17 protein-coding genes are annotated in these 16,510 nt (G+C 69.8%); 13 read left to right on the forward strand and 4 right to left on the reverse strand.

Going from position 1 to position 16,510, the window contains the following annotated elements; all coding sequences use genetic code 11:
• Positions 1 to 2: 2 nt before the first annotated feature.
• Positions 3 to 926, reverse strand: a complete 924-nt coding sequence (locus ABSY19_RS02095; protein ID WP_382158612.1) for a LysR family transcriptional regulator — start codon at positions 924 to 926, stop codon at positions 3 to 5.
• Between the two features lie 131 nt (positions 927 to 1,057).
• Here ABSY19_RS02095 and ABSY19_RS02100 point away from each other — a divergent pair, with 131 nt between their 5' ends.
• The gene (locus ABSY19_RS02100) at positions 1,058 to 2,041 is read left to right on the forward strand and encodes a Bug family tripartite tricarboxylate transporter substrate binding protein (protein ID WP_382158614.1); all 984 of its coding nucleotides are present in this window, start codon (positions 1,058 to 1,060) and stop codon (positions 2,039 to 2,041) included.
• 2 nt (positions 2,042 to 2,043) lie between these two features.
• Entirely contained in the window at positions 2,044 to 3,681 is a 1,638-nt protein-coding gene (locus ABSY19_RS02105) for an FAD-dependent oxidoreductase (protein ID WP_382158616.1), read from the forward strand.
• A 10-nt stretch (positions 3,682 to 3,691) separates the two neighbouring features.
• Here the strand turns inward: ABSY19_RS02105 and ABSY19_RS02110 are convergent, their stop codons facing one another.
• From ABSY19_RS02110 to ABSY19_RS02120, 3 genes are read right to left on the reverse strand one after another with little or no spacing between them, the layout of a single operon-like run.
• A complete protein-coding gene (locus ABSY19_RS02110; protein ID WP_382158618.1) occupies positions 3,692 to 4,528 on the reverse strand; it encodes a shikimate dehydrogenase family protein in 837 nt (278 codons plus the stop codon).
• A 2-nt stretch (positions 4,529 to 4,530) separates the two neighbouring features.
• Positions 4,531 to 5,835, reverse strand: a complete 1,305-nt coding sequence (locus ABSY19_RS02115) for an FAD-dependent oxidoreductase (protein ID WP_382158620.1) — start codon at positions 5,833 to 5,835, stop codon at positions 4,531 to 4,533.
• A gap of 5 nt (positions 5,836 to 5,840) precedes the next feature.
• Positions 5,841 to 6,845, reverse strand: a complete 1,005-nt coding sequence (locus tag ABSY19_RS02120; protein WP_382158622.1) for a Bug family tripartite tricarboxylate transporter substrate binding protein — start codon at positions 6,843 to 6,845, stop codon at positions 5,841 to 5,843.
• Between the two features lie 114 nt (positions 6,846 to 6,959).
• Between ABSY19_RS02120 and ABSY19_RS02125 the strand changes: the two genes are divergently transcribed.
• The 11 genes from ABSY19_RS02125 to ABSY19_RS02175 all read left to right on the forward strand — a co-directional run bounded on the left by ABSY19_RS02125 (position 6,960) and on the right by ABSY19_RS02175 (position 16,501).
• On the forward strand, positions 6,960 to 7,883 hold the full coding sequence (locus tag ABSY19_RS02125; protein ID WP_382158624.1) for a LysR family transcriptional regulator: 924 nt from the start codon (positions 6,960 to 6,962) through the stop codon (positions 7,881 to 7,883).
• Between the two features lie 91 nt (positions 7,884 to 7,974).
• Positions 7,975 to 8,988: a sulfate ABC transporter substrate-binding protein gene (locus tag ABSY19_RS02130; protein ID WP_382158626.1), complete on the forward strand. Its 1,014-nt coding sequence runs from the start codon at positions 7,975 to 7,977 to the stop codon at positions 8,986 to 8,988.
• 57 nt (positions 8,989 to 9,045) lie between these two features.
• A complete protein-coding gene (gene ssuE / locus ABSY19_RS02135) occupies positions 9,046 to 9,630 on the forward strand; it encodes an NADPH-dependent FMN reductase (protein ID WP_382158628.1) in 585 nt (194 codons plus the stop codon).
• Positions 9,631 to 9,753: 123 nt separating this feature from the next.
• Positions 9,754 to 10,788 carry a sulfonate ABC transporter substrate-binding protein gene (locus ABSY19_RS02140; protein WP_382158630.1) on the forward strand — a complete coding sequence of 345 codons (1,035 nt, stop codon included), beginning with the start codon at positions 9,754 to 9,756 and terminating at the stop codon, positions 10,786 to 10,788.
• A 142-nt stretch (positions 10,789 to 10,930) separates the two neighbouring features.
• A complete protein-coding gene (locus ABSY19_RS02145) occupies positions 10,931 to 11,893 on the forward strand; it encodes a sulfonate ABC transporter substrate-binding protein (RefSeq protein WP_382164003.1) in 963 nt (320 codons plus the stop codon).
• 13 nt (positions 11,894 to 11,906) lie between these two features.
• Positions 11,907 to 13,145, forward strand: coding sequence for an FMNH2-dependent alkanesulfonate monooxygenase (locus tag ABSY19_RS02150; protein WP_382158632.1), 1,239 nt, complete (start codon positions 11,907 to 11,909; stop codon positions 13,143 to 13,145).
• An 11-nt stretch (positions 13,146 to 13,156) separates the two neighbouring features.
• Complete coding sequence (locus ABSY19_RS02155) at positions 13,157 to 13,537, forward strand: VOC family protein (protein ID WP_382158634.1); 381 nt, start codon at positions 13,157 to 13,159, stop codon at positions 13,535 to 13,537.
• Positions 13,534 to 14,424: an aliphatic sulfonate ABC transporter permease SsuC gene (ssuC, locus tag ABSY19_RS02160; RefSeq protein WP_382158636.1), complete on the forward strand. Its 891-nt coding sequence runs from the start codon at positions 13,534 to 13,536 to the stop codon at positions 14,422 to 14,424. The genes ABSY19_RS02155 and ssuC overlap by 4 nt, the downstream gene beginning before the upstream one ends.
• A gap of 23 nt (positions 14,425 to 14,447) precedes the next feature.
• Positions 14,448 to 15,410 (forward strand): aliphatic sulfonate ABC transporter substrate-binding protein, encoded by a 963-nt coding sequence (locus ABSY19_RS02165; protein ID WP_382158638.1) that lies wholly within the window; start codon positions 14,448 to 14,450, stop codon positions 15,408 to 15,410.
• A gap of 4 nt (positions 15,411 to 15,414) precedes the next feature.
• The gene (locus ABSY19_RS02170) at positions 15,415 to 16,251 is read left to right on the forward strand and encodes an ATP-binding cassette domain-containing protein (protein WP_382158640.1); all 837 of its coding nucleotides are present in this window, start codon (positions 15,415 to 15,417) and stop codon (positions 16,249 to 16,251) included.
• Between the two features lie 34 nt (positions 16,252 to 16,285).
• Positions 16,286 to 16,501 carry a molybdopterin-binding protein gene (locus ABSY19_RS02175; protein WP_382158642.1) on the forward strand — a complete coding sequence of 72 codons (216 nt, stop codon included), beginning with the start codon at positions 16,286 to 16,288 and terminating at the stop codon, positions 16,499 to 16,501.
• Positions 16,502 to 16,510 lie beyond the last annotated feature (9 nt).

The following is a 16,510-nucleotide window of genomic DNA, read 5'->3' on the forward strand; positions in this document are numbered from 1 at the left end:
CTTCAGCGCAGCGCGGCCTTGTGCAACGGCAGGGGCGCCGCGCGCAGGGCCTCCAGCTGCTCGCGCGCGATCTGCAGGAACGCGGTGCCCAGGCGCGAGAGCGGGCGGTGCCGGTTGCGCACCGCGAAGATCGGAAACGTGGGTGAACCCGGCAGCGCCGTGAACACCAGGCCTTCGGGCCGGTGGGCGCGGGCCGAGAGGTCGTCCACGAAGGCCACGGCCGCGCCGGTGGCGGCCACCGAACACGCGGCCAGGCCCGAGCGCACCTCGGCCGCCACGTTGCGCGCCACGCCGTGCGATTCGATCCAGTGGTCGATCACCGCGCTTTGCGGCGCCTCCGGGCTGTAGACCACGAGGCGGCCGGCCAGCACCTCGGCCAACGACGGCTTGGCCTTCTTCAGCAGCGCATGGCCGGCGGGCAAGGCGCAGAGCAGCTCCCAGCGGCCGATCTCCTCGATGTCCAGCGCCGGGTGGTCCAGCGGCGCGCTGGAGATGGCCACGTCGGCCTCCTCCGTCACCAGCAGCTTGACGATCTCGCGCGTGGGCAGCGACTCGAACAGCACGCGCGCGGTCGTGGCCTGGCCGACCAGCGCGGCGATGCAGCGCGGCACCAGCTGCAGCGCGGTGTTGGCGCTGGAGAGCACGCGCAGCGTGGTGCGCGTGCCGAAGCGCAGGTGGGCCGCCACGTCGCGCACGTGCTGCACGCCCCGGTAGACCTTCTCGATTTCCTCCTGCAACTCGCGCGCCTCGGCCGTGGGCACCAGCCGGCCGCTGCGGCGCTCGAACAGGGCCACGCCCAGCTGCAGCTCCAGGTGGCGCACCAGGCGGCTGATGCCCGGCTGCGAGACGTGCAGCAGCCGCGCGGCCTCGGTGGTGGAGCCGGTGGTCATGACGGCGCGGAACACCTCGATCTGACGCAGGTTCATGGGCCGCATTGTCGCTCACGCATAACCCAGTGTTATTCAGAACTCGCGCAAAAGTATTGGATCGTATGGAGAAGCCCTCCTAGCATCCCCCCACTCGGCCCGAACACCGGGAACCATTCAGGAGACAAGACATGTTCAAGCTTCACCGGCGCGCCCTGGCGCGCACCGTCCTCGCAGCCGCTCTGTCCTCGACCGCCCTGCTGGCCCACGCCCAGGCCTGGCCCAGCAAGCCCGTCACCCTGACCGTGGGCTTCGCCGCCGGCGGCTCGGCCGACATCCTGGCGCGCGCCATCTCGCAGAAACTCACCGGCGTGCTCGGCCAGCCCGTGGTGGTGGACAACAAGCCCGGCGCGGGCGGCACCATCGCCGCCGCCGCGGTGGCCTCGGCCGCGCCCGACGGCCACACCCTGCTGCTGGTGACCAGCGGCCACGCCGGCAGCGGCGCGCTCTACCCCACGCTGCGCTACGACCCGATCAAGGCCTTCACCCCCGTGATCAAGCTCGCGGCCACGCCGGTGGTGGTGGTGGCCCCGGCCGCCCAGCCCTGGAAATCGCTCAGCGAACTGCTCGACGCCGCGCGCAAGGCGCCCGGCACGCTGAACTACGCCGCCGGCGGCGGTGGCGCGACCACCACCGCGCTGGCGGCCGAGTTCCTGAAGAAGGACACCGGCACCGACATGGTCCAGGTGCCCTACCGAGGCTCGGGCCCGGCGCTCACCGCGCTGCTCTCGGGCGAGGTGCAGGTCGGCTTCGAGATTCCCTCCAGCGCCCTGCCCCACATCCAGTCGGGCAAGCTGCGCGCGCTGGCCGTGACCACCCGCACCCGCAGCACCGCGCTGCCGGACGTGCCCACGGTGATCGAACAAGGCATCCGCGACTTCGAGGTGATCGGCTGGTTCGGCGTGCTGGCGCCGGCGGGCACCCCCGCCGCCGTGGTGGAGCGCCTGAACCGCGAGCTCAACGCCGCGCTGCAACAGCCCGAACTGCGCGAGCGCCTGAGCGGCCTGGGCCTCGAATCGGGCGGCGGCACGCCGGCCGAGTTCCAGAAACTGATCGCATCGGACACGCAGCGCTACGGCGAAGCGATCCGCCGCATGGGCATCAAGGTGGAATGAGCATGGCGGTGGCGGCAGGCGGTTGGACAACGGAGGTCGCCATCGTCGGTGGCGGTCTGGGTGGGGTGTCAGCGGCGCTGGCCGCGCTGCGGCTGGGCCGGCGCGTGGTGCTGGTGGAGGCGCTGCAGTGGCTCGGCGGGCAACTCACGGCCCAGGCCGTGCCGCCCGACGAGTACCCCTGGATCGAATCGCTGCAGGCCTCGCAGAGCTACGCGCAGCTGCGCCGCGCCATCCGCGAGCACTACCGCCTGCACCTGCCCCTCACCCCCGAGGCCCGGCGCGCGCTGTGCCTCAACCCCGGTCAGGGCAATGTGAGCACCCTGTGCCATGAGCCCTGGGTGGCCGCGAAGGTGATCGACGAACTGCTCGCGCCCTGGGAGCACGACGGCCGGTTGCGCGTGCTGCGCCAGCACCGTGTGCAACGCGCGCACAGCGAAGGCGACCGGCTCAGGGCGCTGGAACTGCGCGACCTGCGAACGGGCCGCGAGAGCGTGCTGCAGGCGCCGCTGTTCATCGACGCCACCGAAACCGGCGAGCTGCTGCAGCAGGCCGGCGTGGAACACGTGCTGGGCGCCGAAGCGCAGTCGGCCACGCAGGAGCCCCATGCCCTGCCGCAGGCCGACCCCATGGACCAGCAGGCCGTGACCTGGTGCTTCGCCATGGAGCACCGCCCGGGCGAGCACCACGTGATAGACCAACCCGAGGGCTACGAGCGCTTCCGCACCCTGCAGCTGGACTGCTGGCCCAACGCCCAGTACAGCTGGACGCTGTCGGACTTCGTCACCCACCAGCCGCGCACCCGCGCGCTGTTCGCGGGCGACACCGACGCGCCCGGCGTGTACGACCTCTGGCACGCGCGCCGCATCGCCTGGCGCGGCCACTTCCAGCCGGGGGCCTACGAGAGCGACATCACGCTGGCCAACTGGCCGCAGATGGACTATTGGGAGAAGCCGCTGATCGGTGTGTCCGAAGCCGAGGAACAACACGCGCTGCGACAGGCCAAGCAGTTCAGCCTGGGCTTTTTCTACTGGATGCAGACCGAGGCCCCGCGCCACGACGGCGGCGTGGGCTACCCGGGCCTGCGCCTGCGCGGCGACGTGCTGGGCACCGAAGACGGCATGGCCCAGCAGGTCTACTGGCGCGAAGGCCGGCGCATCCAGGCCGAGTTCACCGTGCTCGAACAGCACATCGGCGTGGCCGCGCGGCCGGGGCAGGACGGCGCGCAGCGCTTCTTCGACAGCGTGGGCATCGGCGCCTACCGCATCGACCTGCACCCCAGCACGCGCGGGCGCAACACGGTGGACATCGACGCGTACCCGTTCCAGATCCCGCTGGGCGCCCTGCTGCCGCAGCGGGTGGACAACCTGCTGCCGGCCTGCAAGAACCTCGGCACCACGCGCGTCACCAACGGCGCCTACCGCGAACACGCCACCGAATGGAGCATCGGCGAAGCCGCCGGCTCGCTCGCCGCCTTCGCCTTGCAACGGGCCGAGCCACCGCGCGCGGTGCGCGCCAAGCCGGAGCTGCTGCAGGACTTCCAGCGGCTGCTGCAAGCGCAAGGTGTGCTGCTGGAGTGGCCGCGCTTCGGCGCCCTCACCCCGCTGCTGCGCACCGGCTACCAGCACGCCGCCCGCGCGTGAGCGGCGGGCCTCAGTAGGCCAGCTGCGCGGTCGCGCGCAGCTGGTCCGCCGTCGCCGTGGGCAGGCCGAAGAATTCCAGGTAGGCCGGGATCTGCTCGAACAGCATGTCGGTGCCGATCTGCACCGGGCAGCCCCGGGCCCGCGCGGCCTGCAGCAGCGGCGTCATCTCGGCTTTCATCACCACCTCGCCCACCAGCGTGTCGGGTGAGAGGCGGTCCACGTCCAGCGGCAAGGGGTCGCCCGCGTTCATGCCCAGCGGCGTGGCGTTGACCACGAGGTCGAAGCCTTGGGGGTCCTTGTTGCCCACAAGCACCCGCAGCGCCGGGTGGTGCTGGCGCAAGCGATCGGCCAGGGCCTGGGCCGAGGCGGCGTTCGCGTCGAACAAGGCCAGCGTGGCCACGCCCGCGCCGGCCAGCGAGGCCGCGATGGCGCAACCCACGCCGCCGCTGCCCACCACCAGCGCGCTCGCGCCCGCCAGCGGCAGACCCTTGCGGCGCACGCCGCGCACGAAGCCTTCGCCGTCGAACATGTCGCCCACCAGGCGGCCGTCCTCGGTGCGTTTGACCGCGTTGCAGGAGCCCGCCACCTTCACGGCCACGCTGGCCTCGTCCAGCAGCGCCAGGGTGGCGACCTTGTGCGGCATGGTGATGAGCGCGCCGCGCGTGTTCTCCAGCGCGAACAGGCCGCGCATCAGCACGCTGAAATACTCGGGCCGGCAGTCCATGGGCACCACCAGGGCATTGATGCCGGCCGACTCGAAGTACGGGTTGTAGATCATCGGCGACTTGACCGTGTGGGTCGGGTGGCCGATGAGGGCGATCAGCTCGGTGCGGCCATCGATGCCCACGCTCAGTCGCCCACCAGAGAACCTTGTGCGACCAGGCTGGCGCGCAGCGCCGCCGCGTCCACGGCGCGCACATCCGGCGCGCCCTCGGCCCGGCAGGCCATGGCGGCGGCGGTGCCGGCGGCCTGGCCGACCGCCATCGAGATCGTCATCACGCGGATCGCGGCCAGCGCGGCGTGCGTGGCCGAGATGCCCCGCCCCGCCACCAACGCGTTCGACAGGCCGGTGGGGATCAGGCTGCGGTAGGGAATCTGGTACGCGTGGTCTTCGCCCAGGCCCGAATAGATCAGCTCGCCGCCGGCGGCGGGGTGGATGTCGATCGGGTAGGCGCCACAGGCGATGCCGTCGGCGAAGCGCTCGGGCTTGAGCAGTTCGTCGGCGGTGAGCACGTGGTCGCCCCGCATGCGCCGCGTCTCGCGGATGCCGACCTGCGTGGCGAAGGCCTGCAGCCGGCCGGCCTCGCAGCCGGGCACGGCGCGCCGCAGGTAGGCCGCGGCTTTCCAGGCCTGGCGGCGGCCTTCGATCTCGGCGCGGCTGAGCGCGCCGGCGTCGGTGGCGTCGATGCCCAGGCGGCTGATGTTGAACCAGCCGTCGGTGGAATACGGGTCGCGCGACGAGTGCAGCGCGGCGCGAGCCAGCTCGCCGCTCTCGTAACCCTGGCGCGCCAGGGCCTGCACCTCGGCCGGCGCCAGCGCGTCGAAGCGCGCGAAGTCGATCGGGCCGAAGCGGAACATCATGGTCGCCGGCTGCAAGGCGTCGCCCGCGTCCAGCTCCAGGAAGTCCGCGCCGGCGCGGTGCAGCACATCGATGTCGCCCGAGGTGTCGATCACCACGCGCGGGTTCACCTCGATCACGCCGCTCTTGGTGAGCAGGCGCACGGCCTGGATGCGATCGCCCTCGCGCACCACGTCGCACACCTGGGCGTGCAGCATGGGCTGCACGCCGGCTTCGGTCACGAGGTCGTCGAGCACCAGCTTGAGCACCTCGGGCGCGTACTCCACGCGGTCCATGCGGTGGCCGGTGGACATCACGAAGACCTCGTGCTCGCCGGCCGCCTGGTAGGCGCGCAGCCGCTCCACCACCTCGCTGGCCAGCCCGGCGATCACGCGGCGGCCGTTCTCGGTCTGCCAGCTGTTGAACTGGGCCACGGCCCCGCCGGTGGCGTTGCCGCCCAGGAAGCCGTAGCGCTCCACCAGCAGCGCCGAAGCGCCCTGGCGCGCCGCGGCCACGGCCGCCATGGTGCCGGCGACACCGCCGCCGCACACCAGCACATCCACCGTCATCGGTGCCCGTCCGTTGGCATGGCTCACGTGCGTCACTCCGCCTTGATGCCGCGCGCCTTGATCACGGCGGCGTAGCGCTCGGTCTCGGCCTTCATGAACTTCACGGTCTCGGCGCGGCTCTGGCTCACCGGCGACACCGCCAGCGTGGCGAAGCGGCTCTTCACCGCGTCCGAGGCCAGCGCCTGGGCCAGCAGCTTCTCCAGCTTGGCCAGGCCGTCGGCGGGAATCGAGTCCTTGGGCGCGAACAGCGCGGCCCAGCCCTGCACTTCCAGGCTGGGCTGGTTGAGCGAGCGGAAGGTGGGCACACCGGGCAGCTCCGGCACTTCCTTGGGCGAGGACACGGCCAGCGCACGCAGGCGGCCCGAGCGGATGTTCGCGATCACGCTGGGCAGGTTCAGGAAGCCCATCGAGACCAGGCCGCCCATCAGGTCGGGCATGAGCGCGCTCTCGCCCTTGTAGGGCACCGGGGTGATGGTGGTGCCGGTCTGGCTGGCGAAGATTTCAGACGCCAGGTGGGCCAGCGTGCCGTTGCCGCTGTTGCCGGCCATGAGCTGGCCAGGCTTGGCCTTGGCTTCGGCGACCACGTCGGCGAAGGTCTTGAACGGCGAGTTGGCCGGCACCACCAGCACCAGCGGCTGGGCCGAGACCATGCCCACGGCGTCGAAGTCGCGCGCCACGTCGTAACCGATGTTGGGGATCAGCGAGGGGTTGATCACCATGCTGTTGCTGCCCATCAGCAGGGTGTGGCCGTCCTTGCTCTGCGCGGCGGTGTTCACGCCGACGGCGCTGCCCGCGCCCGGCTTGTTCTCGACGATCACGCCCTGCCCCAGCTGGGCCGCGAACAGTTCGGCCAGCACGCGCGCCGAGCTGTCGGCACCGCCACCGGGGGCGAAGGGCACGATGATGCGCACCGGGCGCGAAGGCCAGCTCGACTGCGCGAGCACGTGCCCGGGCCAGACGGTGGCGGCGCAGGTCAGCGCGGCGGCACCGGAGAGCAGCGCGCGGCGGCGAACGAGGGTCGGGGAAGAGGAAGTCATGTGTTGTCTCCAGGATCGGTATCGAAAGCCGGCATGGTAGGAACGGCACCCCTAACCTGCAAATACCAATTCGATGCCATGCAATAACATGCTGTTATCGAAAGGAAAACGGCCATGAACCTGCGCCAGATTGAAGTGTTTCGCGCCACCATGCTCACCGGCTCGACCGCCGACGCGGCCCGCCTGCTGCACGTCTCGCAGCCGGGCATCAGCCGCATGATCGGCCACATTGAACTGCAGCTCGGCGTGAGCCTGTTCGAGCGCGGCAAGGGCCGACTCAAGCCCACGCCCGAAGCCCATGCGCTGTACGCCGAGGTGGAGCAGGTGTACCGGGGCGTGCAGCGCATCGACGCGCGGGCCCAGGCCCTGAAGTCCGGCGGCGGCCTGGCCGTGCGCGTGCTGGCCACGCCCAGCCTGCTGCTGGAAATCATTCCCGAGGCGGTGTCCTCGCTCTCGGCCCGCTACCCGGACTCGCGCTTCTATGTGGAATCGCAGCTGGTGCGCGAGATGGTGCGCCTGCTCTCCATCGGCGAGGCCGACGTGGGTTTCAGCAGCCTGCCCATTGACCACCCGCCCCTGGTCACCGAAGCCATCGGTTCGTGGTCGCTCAGTTGCGTGTTCCAGAAAGGCCACCGCTTCGAGCAGGAAAGCGCGGTCTCGCTGCGCGAGATCGTGAAGGAGCCGCTGATCGCCTTCAGCCCCGACACGCCGCAGGGCCGCATGGTGGCCCAGGCCTACCCGCGCGCGATCGACCCGGGCCGCCAGCGCATCGAGGTGCGCTCGGGCCAGGTGGCCTGCGCGCTGGCGGCGGCTGGCGCCGGCGTGGCGGTGGTCGACAGCCTGACCGCGCGCGCCTGGCCGCACGACCGGCTGGCCTTCCGCCCGGTGCGCAAGGCGCCGTCGACCCAGGTCTTCATGGTGCGCAACCCCCACTTCCCGGCCTCCGCGCTGGAGCAGGCCCTGGTCGAGCGCGTCCGCCAGGGCTTTCGCGCGCTCCGGCGCGGCCCGGCGGAAGGAAAAGCGGGCTCAGATGTTTAAGTAATAAACAACCAAAAAACCATTCGTTCCTTATCCATGGCTTTGAAAGGATCATCCGGCATCCCTTCAACGCATCCCCATGAGGAACGAGATGACCACCCGCCGCCAACTGATCCAGGCCTTTGCCGCCACCGCCCTCACCGCCAGCGCGCTTTCCGCCGTGGCCCAGCCGGCGCCGGTGACGCTGCTCAACGTGTCGTACGACCCGACGCGCGAGCTCTACGTCGAGTACAACGCCGCCTTCGCCAAGGCCTGGAAGGCCAAGACCGGTCAGGACGTGACCATCAAGCAAAGCCACGGCGGCTCGGGCAAGCAGGCCCGCTCCGTCATCGACGGCCTGGACGCCGACGTCGCCACCCTGGCCCTGGCCGGTGACACCGACGCCCTGCACGACAACGGCAACTGGATCCCCAAGGACTGGCAGAAGCGCCTGCCGCTCAACAGCTCGCCCTACACCTCCACCATCGTGCTGGTGACCCGCGCGGGCAACCCCAAGAACATCAAGGACTGGGACGACCTGATCCGCCCCGACGTCAAGGTCATCACCCCCAACCCCAAGACCTCCGGCGGCGCGCGCTGGAACTACCTGGCCGCCTGGGAATTCGCCAAGCGCAAGTACGGCAGCGACGACAAGGCCAAGGAGTTCGTGGGCAAGCTCTACGCCAACGTGCCCGTGCTCGACACCGGCGCGCGCGGCTCGTCCATCACCTTCGCGCAGCGCAACCAGGGCGACGTGTTCATCTCCTGGGAAAACGAGGCCTACCTGCTGGAGAAGGAATTCGGCAACAAGGTGGACTTCGTCTACCCCTCGCTGTCCATCCTGGCCGAGCCCGCCGTGACGGTCGTGGACAAGAACGTGGACAAGAAGGGCACGCGCGCCGTGGCCCAGGCCTACCTGGAGTTCCTGTACACCGAAGAGGCGCAGGACATCATCGGCAAGCACTTCTACCGCCCGACCTCGGCCAAGGCCCAGGCCAAGTACGCCAAGCAGCTGCCCAAGCTCAACCTGTTCAAGATCGAAGACGCCTTCGGCGGCTGGGACAAAGCGGCCAAGGTGCACTTCGCCGACGGTGGCAGCTTCGACCAGATCTACACCAAGAAGTAAGAAGAAGCCTTCGCGCTGCCACCCACAAGAACGAACGACCCTTCAGGGAAACACACCGTGTCCATTCTCTTGATCGCAGGCAGCCCGTCCGAGCACTCGCGCTCGGCGGCGCTGCTCGACGCGGTGTCCCAACGGCTGGGCCTGCGCCACGCGCTGATCGAACGCCTGCACATCCGGGACCTGTCTCCCCAGGCCCTGCTGCTGGCGGACGTGGGCCACAAGTCCATCCGCGCCGCACTGAGCCAGGTCGAGACCGCGCGCGCCGTGGTGGTGGCCACCCCGGTCTACAAGGCCGCCTACAGCGGCGTGCTCAAGGTCTTCCTGGACCTGCTGCCGCAATCCGCCCTCAAGGGCAAGGTGGTGCTGCCGCTGGCCACCGGCGGCAGCCCGCACCACATGCTCGCGCTCGACTACGCGCTGCGCCCCGTGCTGCAGTCGCTCGCGGCGCGGCACATCCTCCCCGGGGTCTACGCCACCGATGCGCAGATCCCGAAGGACACCGAAGGCCAGTACCACGTCGGCACCGAAATCGGTGACCGGCTGGACGACGCCGTGAACACCCTCCTCCACGAAGGCCTGCGAATGCCGGTCACGGCCGGGTTCGCGCCCGTGCCGTTCGCCCAGGTGCGATGTAGCGTCTGAGCCGCCGCGAGCCGGGACCACCCGGCCGATCTCGCCCGCATCCCCATTCGTTTTTTTCAGCCACCGCGCGGGTGGCCTGGACGGCCGTTGCCTGCGCCTTCGTCACAGACAGAGGAATTGATCATGAGTGAACTGTTTCAACACCACCCCGAGGCCGGCGTGCCGGTCGAACCCACGCGTTTCAGCCGCCTGAAGCAATGGGCCATCGGCTTCCTGGTCTTCGTCATCGCCGCCTTCGGCCTGGCCCTGCTGTTGCTGCCGGTGCCCGAAGCGAAAGCGCAGACCAAAGGCGAGCTGCGCATCGGCTACCAGAAGTCGGCCAGCCTGTTCGTGCTGCAGAAGGCGCAAGGCACGCTGGAGAAGAAGCTCGCCCCGCTGGGCTTCGGCGTGAAGTGGGTCGAGTTCCCGGCCGGCCCGCAGCTGCTCGAAGGCCTCAACGTCGGCGCGGTGGACGTGGGCTACGTGGGTGAAGCCCCGCCCATCTTCGCGCAGGCCGCCGGCGCGCAGTTCGTCTACTTCGGTTATGACCCGGCCGCGCCGCGCGCCGAAGCCATCCTCGTCACCAAGGACTCGCCCATCAAGTCGGTCGCCGACCTCAAGGGCAAGAAAGTCGCGCTCAACAAGGGCAGCAACGTGCACTACCTGCTGGTCAAGCAGCTGGAAAAACACGGCCTGAAGATCACCGACATCACGCCGGTCTACCTGGCCCCGGCCGATGGCCGCGCCGCCTTCGAAAGCAAGAACGTGGACGCCTGGGTGATCTGGGACCCGTTCCAGGCCGCCGCCGAAAAAGCCACCGGCGCCCGCGTGCTGGCCGACGGCACGGGCAACGTGGTCAACAACTACCAGTACTACCTGGGCGCGCGCAACTTCGTCAGCAAGAACCCCAAGGTGATCGAAGCCCTGTTCGAGGACTCCGTGGCGCAAGGCATCTGGCTCAAGAAGAACCTGCGCCAGGCCGCCGAACTCATCGCGCCGCTGCAAGGCCTGCCGGTCGAAGTGGTCGAACTCGCGCTGCAGCGCTACGAGTTCAACGTCAAGCCGATCACGCCCGCCGTGGCCGCCGACCAGCAAAAGATCGCCGACACCTTCTTCGAACTCAAGCTGATCCCCAAGGCGATCAAGGTCAACGAAGCCGTCGTCGTCGCCCAGCCCTGAGACCTGCGCCATGTCCAAGCCCTTCAGTGCGGCCGACCTGCGCCGCCACATCGCCCAGCTGCTGGCCGTCACCGCGGCCTCCTGGAGCATCGCCGCCGCGAAAGCGCGCAGCGTCCTGACCCCTTCAACGAACACCACCGCCATGACCTTCGATGTCTCCAACCGCCGCCGCTTCGTCCTCTCGGGCGTGGGCGCCGCCGCCCTCGCCTCACTGCCCAGCCTGCCCGCGCAGGCCCAGCAGACCAACCGCGTGTTCCGCGTCGGCCACCAGAAAGGTTTCCTGAGCCTGCTCAAAGGCCGGGGCACGCTGGAACAGCGTCTCGCCCCCCTGGGCGTGAAGATCAGCTGGACCGAATTCACCGCCGGCCCGGTGCAGCTCGAAGCGCTCAACGTCGGCTCGATCGACTTCGGCGACGTGGGCGAAGCCCCGCCCATCTTCGCGCAGGCCGCCGGCGCGCCGCTGGCCTACGTGGCCGCCACCGTGCCGCGCCCCGCCACCGAAGCCGTGCTCGTGCCCAAGGACTCGGCCATCAAGAGCGTGGCCGATCTCAAGGGCAAGAAGGTCGCCTACAACAAGGGCTCCAACGTGCACTACTTCCTGGTCAAGCTGCTGGAGAAGAACGGCCTGAAGTACGAGGACGTGCAGTCCGTCTTCCTGCCGCCGGCCGATGCACGCGCCGCCTTCGAGAAAGGCGCGGTGGATGCCTGGGTGATCTGGGACCCGTTCCTGGCCGCCGCCGAGGTGGGCCTGCACGGCCGCATCCTGGCCGACGCCACCGGCGTGGTGAACAACCGCGCCTACTACTTCTCCACGCTGGACTACGCGGCGAAGAACGCCGACGTGATCAAGATCGTGATCGAGGAGATCAACAAGCTCGACCAGTGGGGCAGCGCCCACCGCGACGCGCTGGCCGCCGAGTTCGCGCCGCTCTGGGGCCTGCCCAAGCCGGTGGTGGACCGCTCGGTGACCCGCCAGGTCTACGGCACCGGCCCGATCACCAGGGCCATCCTGCAGGAACAGCAGGTCATCGCCGACACCTTCTTCAACCTCAAGCTGATCCCCAAAAAGATCAACGTGCTTGAAGCCGCCGTGAACGCGGGTTGAGCAGGAGCACGTCATGGGTCTCAACATCTTCTGGTTCATCCCCACCCACGGCGACAGCCGTTACCTCGGCACGGCGCAGGGCGGGCGGCAGCTCAACCACGACTACCTCAAGCAGGTCGCGCAGGCGGCGGACAGCCTGGGCTACGAAGGCGTGTTGATTCCCACCGGCCGTTCCTGCGAAGACCCCTGGGTCGTCGCCGCCAGCCTGCTGCCGGTGACGCAGCGGCTGAAATTCCTGGTGGCCGTGCGCCCCGGCCTGCACCAGCCGGCGCTGGCCGCGCGCATGGCCGCCAGCTTCGACCGCCTCTCCAACGGCCGCCTGCTCATCAACCTCGTCACCGGCGGCGACCGCGCCGAGCTCGAAGGCGACGGCGTGTTTCTGGACCACGCGCAGCGCTACGAGCAGTCGGCCGAGTTCATCCGCATCTGGCGCGAGATCCTCACCCGCAGCCACGAAGGCGAGACCTACGACTTCGACGGCCAGCACCTGCAGGTCAAAGGCGCCAAGCTGTTCTTCCCGCCGCTGCAGCACCCCCACCCGCCGGTGTACTTCGGCGGTTCCTCGGAAGCCGCGCACGAACTCGCGGGCGAACAGGTGGACACCTACCTCACCTGGGGCGAGCCACCGGCCGAGGTGGCGAAGAAGGTGGCCGACGTGCGCGCCCGCGCCGCCAAATACGACAGCCCCCACGCTGCGCTGCCCCCCGAGGGGGCGCAATCTGGCTTGGGGCGGCCCGGCGCCCGATCCGGCCGCCCGATTACGTTCGGCATCCGCCTGCACGTGATCGTGCGCGAGACCGACGCCGAGGCCTGGGCCGCCGCCGATGCGCTCATCAGCAAGCTCGACGACGACGTGGTGAACCGCGCGCAGGCCGCGTTCGCCAAGATGGATTCCGAAGGCCAGCGCCGCATGGCCGCATTGCATGCCGGTGGCGCCAAGCGCACCCGCGCCGACCTGGAGATCAGCCCCAACCTGTGGGCCGGCGTGGGCCTGGTGCGCGGCGGTGCCGGCACCGCCCTGGTGGGCGACCCCGAGACCGTGGCCGCGCGCATCCAGGAGTACGCCGAGCTGGGCCTGGAGAACTTCATCTTCTCGGGCTACCCGCACCTCGAAGAAGCCTACCGCTTCGCCGAACTCGTGTTCCCGCTGCTGCCGCGCAAGCTCCGCGAGAAGCTGCCCGGCCCCGCGCTCACCGGCCCGTTCGGCGAAACGGTCGCCAACGTGTTCGTGCCCCGCGCCGCCCAGAGCTGAGGAGCCCTGCCATGAGCATCCATTCCATCCACCACGTGCAGCTCGGCTTCCCGGCCGGCCAGCAGTCGCTGGTGCGGCACTTCTACGGCGAGCTGCTGGGCTTGAAGGAATTCCGCCTGGGCGGCACCGGCAACGCGCTGCGCTTCTACGCCGCCTCGCAGCGCGTGGACCTCGTGCCCGTGCCGAACTGGGCCCCGCCGCCCTCGCCTTCGCGCCTGGCCTTCGAAGTGCAGAACCTGCCCGGCTTTCGCGCCAAGCTGCTCGACGCTGGGCTGGAGATCGACGAGACCCGCCCGCTGCCCGGCCACCTGCGCTTCTTCGTCAACGACCCCGCGGGCAACCCGCTGGAATTCCTCGAACCCGACCATTCGCCACAAGGGAGCGCCGCATGACGCAAGCCCAGGCCCAGACCCTCCGCGAGGCCCCGGTGACCCCGGTGCCCGACACCATCGACGCGCCCGGCTGGGGCCTGCTGCCCGGCCGTGGCGCCGGTGCCTTCCTCGGCCCGCTGCTGCGCGGCCTCTGGCAGCGCTTCCTGCCCTGGCTGGTGCCGGTGCTGCTGGTGGTGCTGTGGCAGCTCTCGTCCTCGCTGGGCTGGTTGTCCACGCGCGTGCTGCCCGCGCCGCTGGACGTGGTCGCCGCGTTCTGGACACTGGCCGTCTCGGGTGAACTCTGGACCCACGTGAAGGTGAGCGCCGGCCGCGCCCTGATCGGCCTGGCCGTCGGCGGCGGCCTGGGCCTGGCGCTGGGCCTGCTCACCGGCTCGGTGCGCTTCTTCGAAACGCTGCTGGACTCCAGCATCCAGATGGTGCGCAACATCCCGGCGCTCGCGCTGATCCCGCTGGTGATCCTGTGGTTCGGCATCGACGAGGTGGCCAAGCTGTTCCTCATCGCAGTGGCCGTGTTCTTCCCGATCTACCTCAACACCTTCCACGGCATCCGCAACGTGGACCCGGGCCTGATCGAGATGGGCCGCACCTACGGCCTCTCGCGCTGGGGCCTGTACACCCAGATCATCCTGCCCGGCGCGCTGTCCTCCATCCTGGTCGGCCTGCGCTTCTCGCTCGGCCTGATGTGGGTGATCCTGATCGTGGCCGAGACCATCTCGGCGCAGGCCGGCATCGGCTACCTCACGATGAACGCCCGTGAGTTCCTGCAGACCGACATCGTGCTCGTCGGCATCCTGCTCTACGCCGCTCTCGGCAAGCTGGCCGACGTGTTCGCCCGCAGTCTCGAACGCTACTGGCTGCGCTGGCACCCCGGCTACCAGAACCCCTGAACCACCCCACGAGAACGACCACCATGACGCATCCCCTCTTCAACCGCCGCGCCGCGCTGGGCGCCCTGGGTTCCCTCGCCGCCGGTGCCGCCCTGGCCCAGGGCAACGCGCCGCGCGCCGTGCGCCTGGGTTACCAGAAGTCGTCCACGCTGATCGCCGTGCTGCGCCTGCAGGGTACGCTGGAACAGCGCCTGGAGCCGCTGGGCGTCAAGCTCAGCTGGCACGAGTTCACCAGTGGCCTGCCGCTGCTCGAAGCGCTCAACCTCGACAACCTGGACTTCAGCGCCGACGTGGCCGACACCGTGCCGGTGTTCGCCCAGGCCGCGGGCGCCCAGCTCACCTTCGTGGCGCAGGAAGCGCCTTCGCCCACGGCCCAGGCCATCGTGGTGCGCGCGGACTCGCCGCTCAAGAGCGTGGCCGAGCTCAAGGGCAAGCGCGTGGCCTTCGCCAAAGCCGCCGGCGCGCACTACCTGCTGATCGCCGCGCTGGACAAAGCCGGCCTGTCCTTCGCCGACATCGAACCCGCCTACCTCACGCCGGCCGATGGCCGCGCCGCCTTCGAAAAAGGCGCGGTGGACGCCTGGGTGGTCTGGGACCCGTTCCTCTCCGCCGCGCAGAAGCAGGCCGGCGCGCGCGTGCTCGCCGACGGCACGGGCCTGGCCTCGTACCAGCGCTACTACCTGGCCAGCACCCGCTTCGCCCAGGCCCGGCCCGACGTGCTCGGCGTGATCTACGCCGAACTGGAGAAGACCGGCCGCTGGGTCAAGCAGAACCCCAAGGACGCCGCCGCCCTGCTCGCGCCCTTCTGGGGCCTGGACGCGGCCATCGTCGAACAGGCCAACGGCCGCCGCAGCTACGCGGTGCGCCCGGTCACGCCGCAGAACATCACCGAGCAGCAGAAGATCGCCGACGCCTTCCTGGCCGAGAAGCTGCTGCCGCGCCGCGTCAACGCGGTGGACGTGGCGCTGTTCAAGCCGCAGGGGTGAACGCATGAGCGAGAAGACCGACACCCAAGGCGTGCGCGTGCAGCTGCGCCACCTGAGCAAGCGCTACGGCGCGCGCGAGGTGCTGCGCGACAACCAGCTCACCATCGAACCCGGCGAGTTCGTCGCCATCGTGGGCCGCAGCGGCTGCGGCAAGAGCACGCTGCTGCGCCTCATCGCCGGCCTGGAAGCGGCCAGCGGCGGCGAGCTGCTGCTCGACGGCAAGAACGTGGACGGCCTGCACGACGACACCCGCATCATGTTCCAGGACGCGCGCCTGCTGCCCTGGAAGCGCGTGGTCGACAACGTGGCCCTGGGCCTGCCCAAGGACCGCCAGGCCGACGCCGAGGCCGTGCTCGGCCAGGTGGGCCTGGGCGACCGCCTGAACGACTGGCCGGCCAAGCTCTCGGGCGGCCAGCGCCAGCGCGTCTCGCTGGCCCGCGCGCTGGTGCACCGGCCGCAGCTGCTGCTGCTCGACGAACCGCTGGGCGCGCTCGACGCGCTCACCCGCATCGAGATGCACGAACTCATCGAAGGCCTGTGGAAACGGCACGGCTTCACCGCCCTGCTGGTCACGCACGACGTGCAGGAAGCCGTGGCCCTGGCCGACCGTGTGATCCTGATCGAGGACGGCGCCATCGCGCTCGACGAGCGCGTGCCGCTGGCCCGCCCGCGTTCGCGCGGCGATGCCACCTTCGCCGCGATCGAGAAACGCATTCTCGACCGCGTGTTGAACACAACTCCCCCCCGCGTCGACTACGGCGCCACCCCCCGAGGGGGGCAACGCCAGCGGCCCGGCGAAGCCGGTTCCGCGGCGTTCCCCGCCTGGCATTGGGCCATCTAAGTCATCTCCTCCACTTCAAACCAAGGAAAACACCATGTCCATCCAAGCCATCAACGTGCGCAACCAGTTCAAGGGCAAAGTCAAGGAAATCATCAAGGGCGATGTCGTCTCCGAAGTCGATGTCGAAACGCCCTGGGGCATCGTCACCTCCGTCATCACCACCCGCTCGGTGAACGACCTGGACCTGCAGATCGGCTCCGAGGTGGTCGCGCTCGTGAAGTCGACCGAAGTGTCGATCGCCAAGCTCTGAAGGCCGGCG

The organism is Hydrogenophaga sp. ANAO-22 (assembly GCF_042466645.1).
Taxonomy (GTDB): Bacteria; Pseudomonadota; Gammaproteobacteria; order Burkholderiales; family Burkholderiaceae_C; genus Hydrogenophaga.